This is a genomic window from Pedobacter sp. L105 (genome assembly GCF_009765875.1).
In the GTDB taxonomy this organism is placed as follows: domain Bacteria; phylum Bacteroidota; class Bacteroidia; order Sphingobacteriales; family Sphingobacteriaceae; genus Pedobacter.
In genome coordinates, this window is the sequence record NZ_LMUP01000004.1 from 766,422 (window position 1) to 781,876 (window position 15,455).

The following is a 15,455-nucleotide window of genomic DNA, read 5'->3' on the forward strand; positions in this document are numbered from 1 at the left end:
AACAAAGGCCGTTACATTGCTGCACCGGCCTTTCTCTTATTATTGCTTGTTTAATTAATAAGCTCTTTGATTGTTTCCTTCTTTCCAGTTTACAAACGCTTTGTTCACTACTTTATTTCCACCGGGAGTAGGATAGTTACCTGAAAAATACCAGTCTCCCAAATGATTAGGAATAGCCACATGCAGGTTATCTAAGGTCTGATAGATTACTTCTACTTCAGCTATTGTTTCTTCAGGAGTGATGATCTTAGCGATCTGTGCAGATATCTCTTCCTGTTTAAAAGGCCTGTATATATCTTTTACATGGTTAACAATTTGTTCTTTAGGCAATAGTAAAGAAGCTTTACATTTCTGGTATACTTCTTCAATAATATGTTCCATACCACGTTGTTTTAGCAGCTGAATGGCCGCTTCAAAAGCAACAAACTGTCCCATTTTAGACATGTCAATACCGTAACAATCCGGATAACGGATCTGCGGCGCAGAGGAAACAATAATAATTTTTTTAGGGTGCAGCCTGTCGATGATCTTAATGATACTCTGTCTCAGGGTTGTTCCCCTAACAATAGAATCGTCGATCGCAACCAGTGTATCCACATCATTGTTGATAATACCATAAGTAGTATCATATACGTGGGCAACCATTTCTTTACGATCGGCATCAGCGGTAATAAAGGTCCGTAGTTTTACGTCTTTAATAGCCAGTTTCTCTACACGGGGAGTCATAGACAACAACTCATCCATTTCAGCGTCTGTAAGACTCTCTTTGCGTTCAATCAGCGTATCCTTCTGGATCTTCCTGATGTGTTTGTGTAAGCCTTCTACCAGTCCGTAAAAGGAGATCTCGGCTGTATTCGGAATAAAAGAGAATACTGTATTTTTCAAATCTGATTTAACGGCAGTCAGGATCTGATCAATCAGTAAGTTACCCAGTTCTTTTCTTTCTTTATATACTTCGGCGTCACTGCCACGGGAGAAATAGATACGCTCAAATGAACATGCCCTTTTTTCCTGAGGCTCCCTGAATTCTTCCTGAGTTACCGTTCCGTCTTTTTTAACGATTAAGGCATGTCCGGGTTTAATTTCCTGAACAGAACCAAAAGGAATATTAAATGCAGTCTGGATAGCAGGGCGCTCTGAAGCAGCCACTACGATCTCGTCATCCTGGTAAAAATAAGCCGGGCGGATACCTGAAGGATCACGCAGGATGAAGGCATCACCATTTCCTACAATTCCTGAAATAGCGTAACCGCCATCCCATGTTTTGGCCGAACGGCGAAGGATATGGGCAATATTTAAATTTTCTGATATTTTATGGGTAATCTCGACATTTGAGAGTCCCTCTTTTTTGTAGGTATCAAACAGTTCCTGATTTTCATCATCCAGGAAGTGACCGATTTTTTCCAATACGGTTACTGTATCAGCCTGTTCTTTGGGATGCTGTCCCAATTCATACAATTGCTCCAGTAATTCATCTACATTGGTCATGTTGAAGTTACCTGCAATTACCAGGTTACGTGTCATCCAGTTGTTCTGACGAAGAAAAGGGTGACAGTTTTCGATACTGTTTTGTCCGTGGGTACCATAACGAAGGTGTCCTAACAAAACTTCACCAATGAAACTTACGTTTTGTTTTAGCCATTCAGCATCCTGCATTAGTTCAGGTGTTTCATTCTGGATGTCTACAAATTTGTTGTGAACGTAACCGAAGATATCTGCAACGGCATTTTGTGCCATTGAACGGTAACGGCTGATGTAGCGGTGGCCTGGTTTTACATCTAATTTGATTGTCGCAATCCCTGCACCATCCTGTCCTCTGTTGTGTTGTTTCTCCATCAAAAGATACAGCTTATTCAATCCGTAAAGTGCTGTACCGTATTTTTTTTGATAGAATGAGAGCGGTTTTAAAAGGCGGATAAAGGCAATTCCACATTCATGTTTTATCGAGTCACTCATTGTTTGGGGTTTGAGCCGCAAATTTAGAGTTAATAACAGTATGAACCTAGAAAGAATTAGAATCTTTCATTGGGCTGACTTAATGTTAAAACATCTACTTGAAAGCTCTTTAATGCCCTGCTGAGCAAGAAATTAAGTTCGATTATCCCGCTAAAAAGCTCAGCTAAAACGGTAATTGATATTATATTTTTAAATTCACCCTTGCAGAAACAATCTTTTCATCAAAAAAAATGGATGCATTTTTATCAAACACCTGCTCGTCTCCAGAAGTATAAAACTTCTTTTCGGAGGCTTTGCCCAGCTGGCTTTCAATTTCAGGATGACGGGTTAAATAATCGGCCAGGCTATCCGCAACAATATCACCCTGGGCAACCAGCTTAAATCCTTCGGGCACTACAGCCGCAATTTTAGGAATCAGCAGCGGGTAGTGGGTGCAGGCTAAAAGGATGGTATCAATAGCCGGGGATTTAGCTAATAATTCATCCGTGTATTTCTTTACAAAATAATCTGCTCCCTCATGAATATGTTCATTGTTTTCAATTAGGGGTACCCATAAAGGGCAGCTTTGCTGCACCACCTCCAGTTCAGGATAAAAATGGTGGATCTCTATGGGATAGGATTCAGAATTTACCGTCCCTCTGGTACCCATCACCCCTATGGTATTTGATTCGGTAAAGGAGCCAATCACTTCGGCCGTAGGCCTGATCACGCCAAGCACCCTGTAATCAGGATATTTAACAGGAAGTACTTTTTGCTGAATGTTACGCAGGGCTTTTGCAGAAGCCGTATTACAGGCCAGGATCACCAGCGGGCAACCCTGTGCAAATAACCACTCTACACATTCGAGGGTGTACTGATAAACGGTTTCAAAAGAATGATCGCCATAGGGCGAACGGGCATTGTCGCCCATATAGATATAATTGTAATCAGGCAGTTTGGCAGCGATGGATTTAAAAACAGTTAATCCTCCATAACCAGAATCAAAAACGCCTATAGACTTTGTAGTATTCATGACAAAAAAAAACGGAACCAGATTTATATCTGATTCCGCAATTTAATATTTTTTTATAACTATTTTTTCTTTGCAGCAGCGGCAGGAGCAGCAGCAACTGTTCCAGAGATACCTAATTTAGTTTTCACGGCAGCAGTAACGTCGTCACCACCTTCCCATGCTAACAGGTTGTTTGCACCTTGTTGTGCAGAGATATCAAATATGTAAGCGAATCCTTGTTCTCTAGCAACAGATTTAACTGCTGTAACGAATTTAGTGTTCAAAGGAGCTAACAATTCACCTTGTTTAGTAGCCAGGTCTTGCTGAGCTTTTTGAGTTGCTTCACCAATACGTTTTTGCATATCTTCTAATTCACCGCTCATTACCTGCAGTTCTTTAGTCACTGTTTCTTTATTGGCTTCACTTAAAGTCTTGTTTTTAGCAACTGCAGCATCATATTTGGTCTGATACTCAGTTTTCATTTTTTCGATTTCAGCTTGTTTCTGATTTTTTAAGGCTTCTAAAGTAGCAGTAGCAGTTTTTGCTTCAGGCATGCTTGAAAAGATAGCTTCAGAATCCAGGTGTGCAATTTTTTGCTGGGCACTCGCAACGTTAGCAGTAAACACTAAGCCAGCTGCTACAAAAAATACGTTAATTAACTTTCTCATTTCTATTGTTCTTTTTTTTTAATTTATCTATGTGTGTCTTTATTTAGCTACTGAACCGGGTTTGTAACCTAATTTAATGATAACGTCATTACTCAGGTCATAATTGCTACTGGAGTAAATCATCATCGTAGATTCACTGCTTTTATCAAAGATAAAGTCCAGGAATTTACTTTTTGCAAGATCTGCAATCGCTGCAGTAACTTTATCCTGTATAGGTTTCAGCAATTTGCTACGGGTTTGGAAAAGCTCTCCATCAGGACCAAATTTCTGACGCTGAAATTCTTTCGCGGCTTTTTCCTTTTCAATGATATCATTTTCACGGCGCTTGCGCATATCATCAGTTAATAAAACCTGATCTGCCTGGTAAGCTTTGTACATTTTATCAATATCAGCAAAGTTGGCATCTGCCTGTTTCTGCCATTGTTCAGACAACACATTCATTTGATTCTGCGAAGACTTATATTCTGGTAAATGTTTAAGAATATATTCTGTATCCACATAAGCGAACTTCTGAGCAAACGCTCCAAATCCTGCAAATATTACTAAAAAACCAATTAAAATAACTTTTTTCATTTTTGTATTAATTAAATCCACCCAATTGCTGAGCGATACTAAATGTAAATGATTGTTTACCCCCGTCACTAACTCCCGGAATTTTATCAAATGCATGTCCGTAATCGATACCCAACATTCCAAATATCGGTAAAAATATTCTAGCTCCAATACCTGCAGACCTTCTAATGTTAAAAGGATTATATTCAGAGAATGAATTCCATGTATTACCACCCTCAGCAAAGCCGATCAGGTAGGCAGTAGCCTGCTGACTTGCGATCACAGGATACCTTACTTCCATTACATATTTACTGAAAATCGGACTACCTGAGTTTTCAGCAACTGCAATCTGTGCCTGTGTAGTAGCCGACTGTGGAATAACTACGTTGTTGGCATAACCACGTTGTGTGATCAACTCAGATCCCTGCAGATAATCGTATGAGGTCATACCATCACCACCCAGTTTAAACCTTTCAAAAGCAGACTGACCAACAGCTTTGTTATACGATCCTAAGAAACCGAACTGTGCCTGAGCCTTGATCACGAATTTACCTGCCAACCTCTGGAACCATTGTCCCTCAAATTTCCATTTGTGGTACTCTGTAAACTCATAATGTTGTTTATCAGATGCAGTGGCGTAATTGGTATTGTTAAATAATGAATAAGGAGGTGTTGCCTGTATAGTAAATTTAAAATAAGATCCTTCTGTAGGGAAAATAGGTGAGTTCCTGGAGTCCCTGCTCAGTTCCTGAGATAAGTTAAAGTTATAAGATGTACCTGTTGTAAATAAGTAACCCGGATAGTTATTCAGGATGTACTGATTTAAGTTGATCGCATGGGTTAACTGGAAGTAGTTATCCGGCCAGTTTAATTTTCTTCCCAAACTTACAGTTAAACCATTCAGACGTATTTTCTGGTAAGCTGTTGAAGTTGGGTTAACAACAGTACCGGTAGCATCTGTAACGCCTCCGTTTGTTGAAAGGGAAGTGTAGGCACTTAAACCAAAACTTAATGGTTTCTTACCGCCCAGCCATGGCTCAGTGAAAGAGAAACTGTAAGATTGATAGTACTTGGCATTTGTCTGACCACGTAAACTTAATTTTTGTCCGTCACCTTTAGGAAGCGGTTTGTAAGCTTTAGGGTTTAACAGGTTTCTTAAAGAGAAGTTGTTAAAGGTAAGTCCCAGTGTACCGATTACACTACCACCACCAAAACCACCTGATAATTCAACCTGATCTGAAGGTTTTTCTTCTACTGCATACTCGATATCAACCGTACCATCTGAAGGGTTAGGTTTTGGTGTAGGAACAGTTTTTGATTCTTCGAAATTTCCCATCTGACCAATTTCACGTACGGTACGTACCAAATCTGCTTTGGAGAATTTGTCTCCAGGTCTTGTACGTACATCACGTAATACCACCCTGTCGTTTGTAATCGTATTACCTTTAACGGTAATCCTGTTGTTGGTATACTGAGGTCCTTCATAGATCCTGATCTCCAGGTCTACTGTGTCATTGTAAATTCTTGTCTGAACAGGCTCCACGTTAAAAGTAAGGTAACCATCATTCAGGTAAACGCTGGACACGTCATCACTTTCGCCGCCTTCACCGTGAAGTTTAGTATTCAGTTTCTCTTCACTGAAAACCTGTCCTTTTTCAAGAGAGAGTACCCGGCTTAAATCTTTGGTTGCATATTTTGCATTTCCAGACCAGGTAATATTTCCGATATAATATTTAGGGCCTTCATATACTTCGATCTTGATACCAACAGATTTTTCATTGTACCTGTAAGTGGTGTCTTTAATGATCGCCGCATCACGGTAACCTTTGGCCTGCATTTTAGAAACCAGTGTCTCTTTATCTGTATTGAATTTTTCTTTACTGTATTTTCCTGAACCAAATACTTTATAGAAAGCCTGCTGATGGGTTTTCTTCAGGAACTTGCGCAGCTGTTTAGCGCTGAAAGCTTTATTACCTGTAAACTCGATCTGATGAACCTTTACTTTTGGACCGCGGTCAATAAATATCTGCAGCACAACCCCGTTCTCCATGTTTGGATCGGGTTTTGTTTTGTAATCGATTTTAGTAAAAAAATAACCTTTTTCTGCCAGGTATTTATTAATGATACCCGTTGTACTGTTGTAGGTATTTTCATTAATGATCGTTTTTCCTGATTTCGAATTCAGTTTTTCGGTGATGTCGGTTTTCTGCGACTTGCTCAATCCGTTCAATTCGAATGAGCTTAAACGCGGACGTTCCTGCACCCTGATATCAAAGTAAACCGTATCCTGATCTACCTTGGCGATATTTAATTCAACATCATCAAACAAACCTTGCGCCCAGAGTGTTTTAATAGCGGCGCCGGTAGCTTCACCAGGAAGTAAAATCCTTTCTCCTTTAATTAATTTGGAAAGTGTAATAATTACCTCTTTATCGATGAACTTAGCACCACTTAAAGTTGTTCCTCCTATGATATATTCTTTAGGTTGAAAATAATCTAAATCCGTACCGGCTACTTTTAGGCTTGGGGTGGCTGGATTTGACTTTGGACGGGTAACCTGTGCCATTGTCGGTAAGCCGACCAATAACAATAATATGAGTTGGTATATTCTTTTCATTTACAATCTAAAAAACGTTGCTAAGTTAATTTAAACACATGTTAAAAAGTGTTAAAAGTAAAATTAGTTCAACTGTTCACTAATTTTACCGAAGCGGCGTTCGCGCTTTTGGTAGTCTACAATAGCTTCAAAAAGGTCCTCTTTTCTGAAGTCGGGCCATAAAACTTCGGTGAAATATAGTTCACTATAGGCCATTTGCCACAACAGGAAATTGCTTACCCGGTGCTCTCCGCTGGTGCGGATCATCAGTTCGGGGTCGGGCATATTTACGGTAGTTAACTGAGAAGAAAAAACTGTTTCATTGATCTCTTCGATCTTCATTTTGTCTTCTTTTACCAGCAACGCCAGTTTCCTTGCGGCTTCCAGGATCTCCCATTTAGCGCTATAACTTAAGGCCAGCGTTAAAGTACAAGTGTTATTTTTTGCGGTGTCTTCCATCGCAAACTTAAGGTCGTCAATACATTTCTGAGGTAAGGAAGCGATATCGCCTATGGCATTGAGCCTGATATTATGTTTATGCAAGGTAGCGATCTCCGCATTAATGGTTGAAATTAATAATTCCATCAACGCATTGACTTCATCAATGGGCCTGTTCCAGTTTTCCGTTGAAAAAGCATAAATAGTCAGGTATTTAATTCCAATATCAGAGCAGCCTTCTACTACATCCTTTATGGATAACACCCCGCTTTCATGCCCGAAAGACCTGAATTTGCCCTGATTTTTAGCCCATCTTCCATTACCATCCATTATAATAGCGATGTGTTCTGGCAAGCGGCTAGTATCGATCTGTTCTTTAAATCCCATATAATTGTGCAAATATGGCTAAAATGTCTAACAATCAGAAGAAACAAAATTGATTTTCAAATTACTTATCAATTTTTTTAGTCCTCAAATCTTCATTAGTTCACCCATTTTTCACCTGATCAGCTTTGTAAAGGCAGGTTTTTAATAATTTGCTAATCAAATTGTTAGTTATACCACTCCCAAAAGTAGATTTCAAAGTTATAAGATATTTGTTTATTTCTGCCAAAAATTGATGCAGTAAAGAAAGGAAGATTAGTTTTTAATCGCCTGGCGAATTAAAAAGCATAACATTTATCCGACAGAAAGGTATAGGAAATTCCTACATGGAGAAAAAAGTAAGTATCATGTTTATTGTAATCACCTCTCTGGCCTCCCGGATTATGGGTATGGAGCAGCTGGGATGGATCTGAAAGATTAATCTCCTGAGGGTGGGCTGCATCCACTTTTCCATAAACACTCACCACAGGGTATTTATCCCCTACATCATCCAGGTAATCTGTAAATGCAGTACGGTATCCCATTTGGGTAAATAAACCCAGGTGGTCACTGATCCTGTATTTCATCCCTACACCATAAGGAATACTCATTGCATAGTTCTTATAATTTACACCTTCTGTATGGTAATAACGCAGCTCATATTCCTGGTTCTGGTAAGTAGCCTTTGGATTAAACAGCACCCCTCCTACTCCGGTAAATATATAGGGGGTGAAATTTTTAGTCCCGCCACCGGCAAAATAATCAAGGAAATTAAAATCTACCTGGAGGCTCAGTTCGTTTAGCGGGGTAGTAAAGTTAAGGTTCCGGCTTCTGAAGCTGGCATCTGAAGACGTTGCATCATTTGCTTTTACCCTGCCATGCTCATAGTAAATTCCCACTCCCCAGTAAGGATTAAGGTTTTTCTTTACGTAAGCCCCAAAGGCTGCACCACTAAAGTCAAAGGGATTGCTGGTGTTCAAATCACCCATATATCCCGAAGCACCCACATTGACACCTACTTCTGTGGTTTGTGCCAGAGCAGCCCAGGGCAACAGGAAAAATAAAACAACAGAAAGTATCTTTTTAATGCCCATTCTTAATAATTACGCGTGTCAATGCCCCACAGCAGTTTGTTTCTCAGGGTAGTCAAATAACTTTCATTATTTAAACGAACCAGATTGACGTGAAAAGCCGCTTTGTTAATTGTTATTTTAACCGAGCGGTCAACAGTTGCCGTTCTCGAATCACAAGATACCAGAAATTTTGCACTTCTGGCTTCTACTTCAAACCTGAGTGAAACATCATCAGGAATGATTACCGGTCTTACATTGAGGTTATGAGGGGCAATTGGGGTAATGACAAAGTTCTGCGCACTGGGAAAAATGATCGGTCCCCCGCAGCTTAAGGAATAAGCAGTGGATCCGGTTGGGGTAGCAATGATCAATCCATCGGCCCAGTATGAATTGATAAATTCATCATTCATATAGGCATGAATGATCATCATGGCCGTATTGTCGCGTCTGTGAATGGTGATATCATTGAGTGCAAAATTTTCGTCGCCGAAAAGATTATGCTTGGATTCTACATTCAGCAATGTTCTTTTATCCAGGGTATACTCATGATTGATCAATGCCTGGATCGCATTTTTGATTTCGTTTTTATTGATGCTGGCTAAAAAGCCCAGGCGGCCAAAGTTAATTCCGATAACGGGAACCCCCGAATCCCTTACCAGGGCAAGTGTATCCAGCAAGGTGCCATCACCACCTAAACTGATCAGTACATCTGCATTGTTGCAAAGTTCCTTCGAGTTAGAAAAAGTTTTAAGATTTGGGGGCAGTTTTACTTTATCCTGGATAAAAGTATTGTATTCATGATGTACCAGGGTTTCTATTCCATCGTACTGCAGGGCATCGAAAACATCTTGAACAAAAGGTAGAACACTGTTATTAAATTCTCTGCCGTATATTGCAATCTTCATTAGAAGGGTTTATACATTTAAATAATTCATCAATGAATTGTATCTGTCTTCTGTTCCGTCATCAGCTCTGGTACTGTTAAAAACAGCTTTAACCTGATAATCATATCGCTCAAATGAAGATATGATCCCGGAAAGCTCAGTTTTATTGATCTTAAGGGTTACTTCTATGCGTGTAGAATCCTGGAAGGTTTGTACATAGGAAGATAGTATTTGTGCATTGTCTGCTTCTACGATCTGTGCCATATGTGACAAAGAGTTATTTCTATTGTTAATTTCCAGGACGATAATTCCTCCGGGTTCTTTAACAGCGTATATTTCTGAGGTATAATCCAGTAAGTTATGTACAGAAATTACACCAAGGTAGTTTTTTTTATAATCGAGTACGGGCACAATAGAAAGATGCAGCTGGTGAAACAGCTTGATTACATCATAAACGTGTACATCTTCGTAAACAAAGGCATTGATAATCGTTAACGAAAGGCTGCCGATTGCTTCCTCCGGATGTCTCACCTGCTGCAATTCATCTTCATTGATGATACCCAGAAACTGGGAGTCGTTAACAATAGGCAGGTGATATAACTTGAACTCAGCCAATCTATCCAGTGCAGTCTGCACCGTATCCGCATTATGCAGAGGGTGGATGGCGTTGGATATGAGTTCAGATGCAAACATTATTTCAGTAAAATTCTATCTAAAAAAGTACTCAGATAGGTGTTAAAAATTTCCGGCTGTTCCATCATCGGTGCATGGCCGCATTTATCTACCCAGTTCAACTCTGAATTGGGCAGCAGCTGATGAAATTCTTCAGCTACTTCCGGAGGTGTTACTTTATCTTGTTTACCCCAGATCAGTGAAACAGGAATCGTTATTTTAGAAAGCTCTTTGGCCATGTTATGTCGTATGGCCGATTTTGCTAATGCTAAAATACGAATTACTCTTGAACGATCATTAACAGATTTGTAAACTTCATCTACCAGTTCTTTTGTCGCTATTGCCGGATCATAAAAAGTAAATTCAACCTTCTCACGAATGTAATCATAACTTTCCCTTCTTGGAAAAGAACCGCCAAAAGCATTTTCATATAATCCCGAACTACCGGTTAATACCAATGCTTTTACACTTTCCTGGTGTCCGGCGGTAATCACCAGACCAACATGTCCGCCCAGGGAATTACCAATCAGCACAACCTGGCCCAGCTTTTTAAATTTTATAAATTTATGAACATATTTGGCCAGGCTTTTTACGCCCAGTGTTAGCAGGGGTAGTTCGTATATAGGTAAGATCGGTACAAAAACATGGTAATTTTGCTTAAAATGATCAATTGCAGGTTCCCAGTTGCTCAGTTCTCCCATCAAACCATGAAGTAATACCAGGGTTTCGCCTGCACCGGCTTCTATATAATTAAACCCATCCTCTTCTATTACCTCGTATTTCATGTATATATAATTATTTGATTTTGGTTCTCTCCAAACCAATAAATGATAAGGATCAGCTACTAAGTTAACGGCTAAAGTTAATTTTAAACAAAATAAACTGTTAATTTTAAAAATAAAGTTTTAAAAAAAGTTAGTAACACAATTTATGCCAATTGACTTTTTACAATTTCAGCGATCAGTTTACCATCTGCTTTTCCCGCCAGCTCTTTATTGGCAAGGCCCATTACTTTACCCATATCCTTTGCAGAAGTAGCGCCCGATGTTTTGATCAGGTTAGCAATTAAACCTTCCAGTTCTTCCCTTCCTAACTGTGCCGGCATAAACCGGCTGATTACTTCGATCTCTTCATCTTCAATCACAGAAAGATCTTCCCTGCCTTGTTGTTTATAGATATCAGCAGACTCTCTTCTTTGTTTAACCAATCGTTGCAGAATCTTCAATTCAGTCTCTTCCGTCATTTCTTCCGAAGATCCTTTTTCTGTCCTGGCCAGTAATAAAGCAGCTTTTATTGCACGCAGGCCTCTTAATTGTGCCTGATCTTTAGCTAACATTGCTTTTTTTATTTCCTGATCAATCGTTGTTGAAATCATAATGTTGTATTTTTTTATTTTCTGTTGACCAGACCTGCAGAAGCCTGCGCGGTTGGCATAATTAACATATCGTTGATATTTACATGAGCGGGACGGCTTACTGCAAACCAGATCGCATCAGCAATATCAATTGCCTGCAAAGGGTCAAATCCATCATATACTTTTTTCGCTTTCTCTTCATCTCCTTTAAAACGGACTACAGAAAATTCTGTTTCTACCATCCCCGGGTTAATTGCAGTAACCTTAATTCCGTGTGGCAGCAAATCCAAACGCATTCCTTTATTCAGTGCATCAACTGCATGTTTTGACGCACAATATACACTACCATTAGGATATACTTCTTTACCCGCTATAGAGCCAATATTGATAATATGTCCTTTTTGATGCTTGATCATCCAGTTAGAAACTATTTTGGTTACATAAAGCAATCCTTTTACATTGGTATCGATCATGGTATCCCAGTCGTCGGTATCCCCTTTATCGATAGGCTCAAGACCCTGGCTCAGTCCTGCATTGTTGATTAACACGTCAACGGCTTTCCATTCTTCGGGCAAAACTTCCAATACGGTTGATAAAACTGCTTTATCCCTAACGTCTGCAATCAGAGTTTTAATCTCTACGGCATATTTATCAGCAAAGTGTTTCGCTATTTTTTCCAGTTTATCCTGTCTTCTGGCAACCAGTATCAGGCGGTAACCCTGCTGCGCAAACAAATGTGCACAAGCTTCACCAATTCCTGAAGTTGCTCCTGTAATCAATGCAGTCTTCATAGGTTATATGTTTTTATCAGCTATATCGCCAAAGCTATGATTTTTTAACAGTGGCACATCATTCAAAGAATAAACTGAATGTTACATGACGTAATCCAAGCTTATCAATCGGGGTATTGTAGGGATTTGATTCGCTATTATTTAGAATACTGCTAAAAGTATGGGAATACTTAATTTCTGGAGACATTTTAAAGTATTCAAAATAAAGGTCCATCCCAATCCCCGCTTCATAAGACAAATAACTCCTATCGTTTTTCAGGTATTTATATAAATAATCCTGGTCAGAATCGTCTGTTTTTTTCTTAGAGCTCACATCCGCAGAATACTTTACTCCATATAACATATAGGCCCTGAAGTTATTCCTCCTGTCTGATTTGATTTTAATGCTTAAAGGAAACTCTGCCATGGAAGCCGCAACTTTTTGCTCTGTGGTGCTAAATGGCATGCCAACCGCAGTCGGCTGTGTATAATCATACTCCATTAAATTATTCGTGAAGATCAGCGTAGGCGTTAAGCGGATATCCACATGGTTACTGATCCTGCCGTTCACCACAAAACCTATCCCGTAACCGGAAGAAGATTTACCATATAAGGAAGACAAAGAGTCTGTAAGCGGCTGTTTGGTTTGAGGGTCCCTGAAGCGTTCCCTCCAGTTAGATTTCTTCTGTACCTTATATAGAGAACTAACTGACTGGAAAGCAAAGCCAAAATGGATATTTTCATCATCTACCCCACCGCCCCAGTTTTGGGCCCTGGCGGAAGCAAATGTTAACAATAAGATCACCATCAGGCTTATTTTTATCCTCATAAATAATTCTGCTACTCTTTAATACCTGTATAAATGGCACTGATCCCGAAAGTCAGCGACCGGTGTTTAGCTTGCTGATAACCTACCTTATCCATTAACTGAGTGAATGATTTCCCATCAGGGAAAGCGATTACAGATTCATTTAAATAGGTATAGGCCCTGGCATCTTTGGAGAACAGCTTACCAAATACTGGTAAAAGGTACTTAAAATAAAAATTATAAGATTGTTTTACCGGAAAAACTGTTGGTTTGGAAAATTCAAGGATAACGATCTTTCCACCCGGTTTTAATACCCGCAGCATATCTGCCAATCCTTTTTCCAGGTTTTCATAATTCCTCACTCCAAAAGCAACGGTAATCGCATCAAAATGATTATCCTCAAAGTGCAATCCTTCAGAATCTCCCGTCTGCACGCTAAATACATGCTGCAAATTGCGTTCTGCTATTTTTTTACGGGCTACATCCAGCATGCCTACCGATATATCTACACCGACAATCTTTTCAGGATGCAGGATCTTAATCGCCTCAAAAGCAAAGTCGCCTGTGCCGGTAGCCACATCGAGAATCACACGTGGTTTTAACGCAGATAATTCCCTGATTGCCTTTTTACGCCATATAATATCTATTCCTGCGGAAAGAAAATGATTCAGAAAGTCGTAAGTGCCCGATATGTTATTAAACATAGTGGCCACTTGTTCCTTTTTGGTTAGGCTTTCAGAATGGTACGGAGTTATTTTTTCGTTCATGGTAAGCGGCAAAGATAAGTATTGTTGAAAACTAATTTTCTACCTTTGTCAAATGATTATAAAATCAGCAACATTTATTTGTAGCAACACTAAGATTTCAGCGCTCCCGGTTGCGAACATGCCGGAATACGCTTTTATCGGTCGCTCAAACGTAGGAAAGTCATCACTGATCAACATGCTGGTAAACCAGCATGGATTAGCAAAAACCTCCCAGAAACCAGGAAAAACACAGTTAATCAACCACTTTTTGATTAACGAAAAATGGTACATTGTGGATTTACCCGGTTATGGATATGCCAAAGTTTCTAAGAACAGCCGCGAGAGCTGGGAAAAATTTATCCGTAATTACATCACCAAAAGAGAGAGTTTACAGTGTGTATTCGTCCTGATCGATAGCCGTATCCCGCCGCAAAAGATAGATATCGAGTTTTGCTGCTGGATGGGAGAGATCCAGATTCCTTTTGTCCTGGCCTTTACCAAAACAGATAAACAGTCTGTTACCAAAACAAATCAGTCGATTTCCCTCTTCAAAAAAGAACTTTCAGGATGGTTTGAAGAGATCCCTCCAATATTTGCCACCTCAGGAGAAAAAGGTTTAGGAAAAGACGAGATCCTGCATTTTATAGAGCAGACCAATCTTGATTTTGCTATGCCTATACTGACCCCCAGAGAAGATCTATAAAGCGTTTTAAAAATGAAGAAGTATTTTTCGCTCGTGCTTTTTGCACACTCCGTATTTGCATTACCCTTTGCCATGATTGGCTTTTTCTTAGGTGTAACCACTACAGATCATCCCTTTAACTGGTTTATCTTATTGCTGGTTTTACTCTGTATGGTATTTGCCAGGAACTCTGCTATGGCTTTTAACCGCTACCTCGACAGGGATATTGACGCCAAAAACCCGCGTACCAATATGCGCGATATCCCGGCCGGAAAGGTTTCTGCCAATGAAGCTTTGCTTTTTGTGATCATCAATTGTGTGCTGTTTATCATCACCACTGCTTTTATCAACAGGTTATGCCTTTATCTTTCACCTGTAGCGCTCTTTGTGGTCCTCTTTTACAGTTACACCAAAAGATTTACCGCTTTGTGCCATATGGTGCTAGGCCTGGGCTTATCCCTTGCCCCGATAGGTGCTTACATTGCCGTAACCGGACATTTTAATATTGTACCCATATTTTATTCCCTGACCGTATTGTTCTGGGTAAGCGGCTTCGATATTATTTATGCCCTGCAGGATGAAGACTTTGACAAAGAGGAGAAGCTGCATTCTATACCTTCTGCAATAGGAAGGAAAAATGCACTGCGCCTTTCTGAAGTATTACATTTCTTTTCGGCAGTTAGCGTGTTTCTGCCTATCCTTTATATTCCCTTTAGCTGGGCTTATTTTGTAGGGGTAGCTTTCTTTTGCTCCATGCTGATCTACCAGCACCTGCTGGTAAAACCCAATGATATCAGTAAAGTGAACAGGGCCTTTGCCACTACCAATGGATTTGCATCGGTTATTTTTGCCGTTTGCTTTTTGGTGGATATTTTTTTAAGAACCTATTTTAAATTTTAAAC

General features: G+C 39.7%; 16 protein-coding genes. 2 read left to right on the forward strand and 14 right to left on the reverse strand.

Going from position 1 to position 15,455, the window contains the following annotated elements; all coding sequences use genetic code 11:
* Nucleotides 1-54: 54 nt before the first annotated feature.
* From GSQ84_RS08450 to ubiE, 14 genes are all read right to left on the reverse strand, one after another.
* Nucleotides 55-1,956: a class II glutamine amidotransferase gene (locus GSQ84_RS08450; protein WP_158796803.1), complete on the reverse strand. Its 1,902-nt coding sequence runs from the start codon at nt 1,954-1,956 to the stop codon at nt 55-57.
* A gap of 181 nt (nt 1,957-2,137) precedes the next feature.
* Nucleotides 2,138-2,968 (reverse strand): glutamate racemase, encoded by an 831-nt coding sequence (gene murI / locus GSQ84_RS08455; RefSeq protein ID WP_158796804.1) that lies wholly within the window; start codon nt 2,966-2,968, stop codon nt 2,138-2,140.
* A gap of 59 nt (nt 2,969-3,027) precedes the next feature.
* The gene (locus GSQ84_RS08460) at nt 3,028-3,615 is read right to left on the reverse strand and encodes an OmpH family outer membrane protein (RefSeq protein ID WP_158796805.1); all 588 of its coding nucleotides are present in this window, start codon (nt 3,613-3,615) and stop codon (nt 3,028-3,030) included.
* 39 nt (nt 3,616-3,654) lie between these two features.
* A complete protein-coding gene (locus tag GSQ84_RS08465; protein WP_158796806.1) occupies nt 3,655-4,188 on the reverse strand; it encodes an OmpH family outer membrane protein in 534 nt (177 codons plus the stop codon).
* Nucleotides 4,189-4,195: 7 nt separating this feature from the next.
* Nucleotides 4,196-6,784 (reverse strand): outer membrane protein assembly factor BamA, encoded by a 2,589-nt coding sequence (gene bamA / locus GSQ84_RS08470; RefSeq protein WP_254070807.1) that lies wholly within the window; start codon nt 6,782-6,784, stop codon nt 4,196-4,198.
* A gap of 63 nt (nt 6,785-6,847) precedes the next feature.
* Entirely contained in the window at nt 6,848-7,588 is a 741-nt protein-coding gene (locus GSQ84_RS08475; RefSeq protein ID WP_158796807.1) for an isoprenyl transferase, read from the reverse strand.
* A 275-nt stretch (nt 7,589-7,863) separates the two neighbouring features.
* Nucleotides 7,864-8,658 carry a DUF6089 family protein gene (locus tag GSQ84_RS08480; RefSeq protein ID WP_158796808.1) on the reverse strand — a complete coding sequence of 265 codons (795 nt, stop codon included), beginning with the start codon at nt 8,656-8,658 and terminating at the stop codon, nt 7,864-7,866.
* A 2-nt stretch (nt 8,659-8,660) separates the two neighbouring features.
* A complete protein-coding gene (locus GSQ84_RS08485; protein ID WP_158796809.1) occupies nt 8,661-9,542 on the reverse strand; it encodes an NAD kinase in 882 nt (293 codons plus the stop codon).
* A gap of 9 nt (nt 9,543-9,551) precedes the next feature.
* Nucleotides 9,552-10,214 (reverse strand): CBS domain-containing protein, encoded by a 663-nt coding sequence (locus GSQ84_RS08490; protein WP_158796810.1) that lies wholly within the window; start codon nt 10,212-10,214, stop codon nt 9,552-9,554.
* Complete coding sequence (locus GSQ84_RS08495) at nt 10,214-10,978, reverse strand: alpha/beta fold hydrolase (RefSeq protein ID WP_158796811.1); 765 nt, start codon at nt 10,976-10,978, stop codon at nt 10,214-10,216. The genes GSQ84_RS08490 and GSQ84_RS08495 overlap by 1 nt, the downstream gene beginning before the upstream one ends.
* Before the next feature lie 143 nt (nt 10,979-11,121).
* Nucleotides 11,122-11,568: a GatB/YqeY domain-containing protein gene (locus GSQ84_RS08500; protein ID WP_158796812.1), complete on the reverse strand. Its 447-nt coding sequence runs from the start codon at nt 11,566-11,568 to the stop codon at nt 11,122-11,124.
* A gap of 14 nt (nt 11,569-11,582) precedes the next feature.
* On the reverse strand, nt 11,583-12,338 hold the full coding sequence (locus tag GSQ84_RS08505; RefSeq protein WP_158796813.1) for an SDR family oxidoreductase: 756 nt from the start codon (nt 12,336-12,338) through the stop codon (nt 11,583-11,585).
* 58 nt (nt 12,339-12,396) lie between these two features.
* Nucleotides 12,397-13,146, reverse strand: a complete 750-nt coding sequence (locus GSQ84_RS08510) for an outer membrane beta-barrel protein (RefSeq protein ID WP_158796814.1) — start codon at nt 13,144-13,146, stop codon at nt 12,397-12,399.
* Between the two features lie 11 nt (nt 13,147-13,157).
* Nucleotides 13,158-13,892, reverse strand: coding sequence for a bifunctional demethylmenaquinone methyltransferase/2-methoxy-6-polyprenyl-1,4-benzoquinol methylase UbiE (gene ubiE / locus GSQ84_RS08515; protein WP_158796815.1), 735 nt, complete (start codon nt 13,890-13,892; stop codon nt 13,158-13,160).
* Nucleotides 13,893-13,944: 52 nt separating this feature from the next.
* On the opposite strand from ubiE, the gene yihA reads away from it, so the two are divergent.
* Together yihA and GSQ84_RS08525 are read left to right on the forward strand one after the other, a co-directional pair.
* A complete protein-coding gene (yihA, locus tag GSQ84_RS08520; RefSeq protein WP_158796816.1) occupies nt 13,945-14,574 on the forward strand; it encodes a ribosome biogenesis GTP-binding protein YihA/YsxC in 630 nt (209 codons plus the stop codon).
* 12 nt (nt 14,575-14,586) lie between these two features.
* Nucleotides 14,587-15,453, forward strand: a complete 867-nt coding sequence (locus GSQ84_RS08525) for a UbiA-like polyprenyltransferase (RefSeq protein WP_158796817.1) — start codon at nt 14,587-14,589, stop codon at nt 15,451-15,453.
* Nucleotides 15,454-15,455: the final 2 nt, after the last annotated feature.

What these genes read in the sequence shown, in the direction of transcription:
- GSQ84_RS08495 (WP_158796811.1), bottom strand. Translation starts at nt 10,978, where the DNA reads ATGAAATACGAGGTAATAGAAGAGGATGGGTTTAATTATATAGAAGCC.
- GSQ84_RS08490 (WP_158796810.1), bottom strand. Translation starts at nt 10,214, where the DNA reads ATGTTTGCATCTGAACTCATATCCAACGCCATCCACCCTCTGCATAAT.
- GSQ84_RS08460 (WP_158796805.1), bottom strand. Translation starts at nt 3,615, where the DNA reads ATGAGAAAGTTAATTAACGTATTTTTTGTAGCAGCTGGCTTAGTGTTT.
- GSQ84_RS08480 (WP_158796808.1), bottom strand. Translation starts at nt 8,658, where the DNA reads ATGGGCATTAAAAAGATACTTTCTGTTGTTTTATTTTTCCTGTTGCCC.
- GSQ84_RS08510 (WP_158796814.1), bottom strand. Translation starts at nt 13,146, where the DNA reads ATGAGGATAAAAATAAGCCTGATGGTGATCTTATTGTTAACATTTGCT.
- GSQ84_RS08525 (WP_158796817.1), top strand. Translation starts at nt 14,587, where the DNA reads ATGAAGAAGTATTTTTCGCTCGTGCTTTTTGCACACTCCGTATTTGCA.
- GSQ84_RS08485 (WP_158796809.1), bottom strand. Translation starts at nt 9,542, where the DNA reads ATGAAGATTGCAATATACGGCAGAGAATTTAATAACAGTGTTCTACCT.
- yihA (WP_158796816.1), top strand. Translation starts at nt 13,945, where the DNA reads ATGATTATAAAATCAGCAACATTTATTTGTAGCAACACTAAGATTTCA.
- GSQ84_RS08450 (WP_158796803.1), bottom strand. Translation starts at nt 1,956, where the DNA reads ATGAGTGACTCGATAAAACATGAATGTGGAATTGCCTTTATCCGCCTT.
- GSQ84_RS08465 (WP_158796806.1), bottom strand. Translation starts at nt 4,188, where the DNA reads ATGAAAAAAGTTATTTTAATTGGTTTTTTAGTAATATTTGCAGGATTT.
- bamA (WP_254070807.1), bottom strand. Translation starts at nt 6,784, where the DNA reads ATGAAAAGAATATACCAACTCATATTATTGTTATTGGTCGGCTTACCG.
- GSQ84_RS08500 (WP_158796812.1), bottom strand. Translation starts at nt 11,568, where the DNA reads ATGATTTCAACAACGATTGATCAGGAAATAAAAAAAGCAATGTTAGCT.
- GSQ84_RS08505 (WP_158796813.1), bottom strand. Translation starts at nt 12,338, where the DNA reads ATGAAGACTGCATTGATTACAGGAGCAACTTCAGGAATTGGTGAAGCT.
- murI (WP_158796804.1), bottom strand. Translation starts at nt 2,968, where the DNA reads ATGAATACTACAAAGTCTATAGGCGTTTTTGATTCTGGTTATGGAGGA.
- GSQ84_RS08475 (WP_158796807.1), bottom strand. Translation starts at nt 7,588, where the DNA reads ATGGGATTTAAAGAACAGATCGATACTAGCCGCTTGCCAGAACACATC.
- ubiE (WP_158796815.1), bottom strand. Translation starts at nt 13,892, where the DNA reads ATGAACGAAAAAATAACTCCGTACCATTCTGAAAGCCTAACCAAAAAG.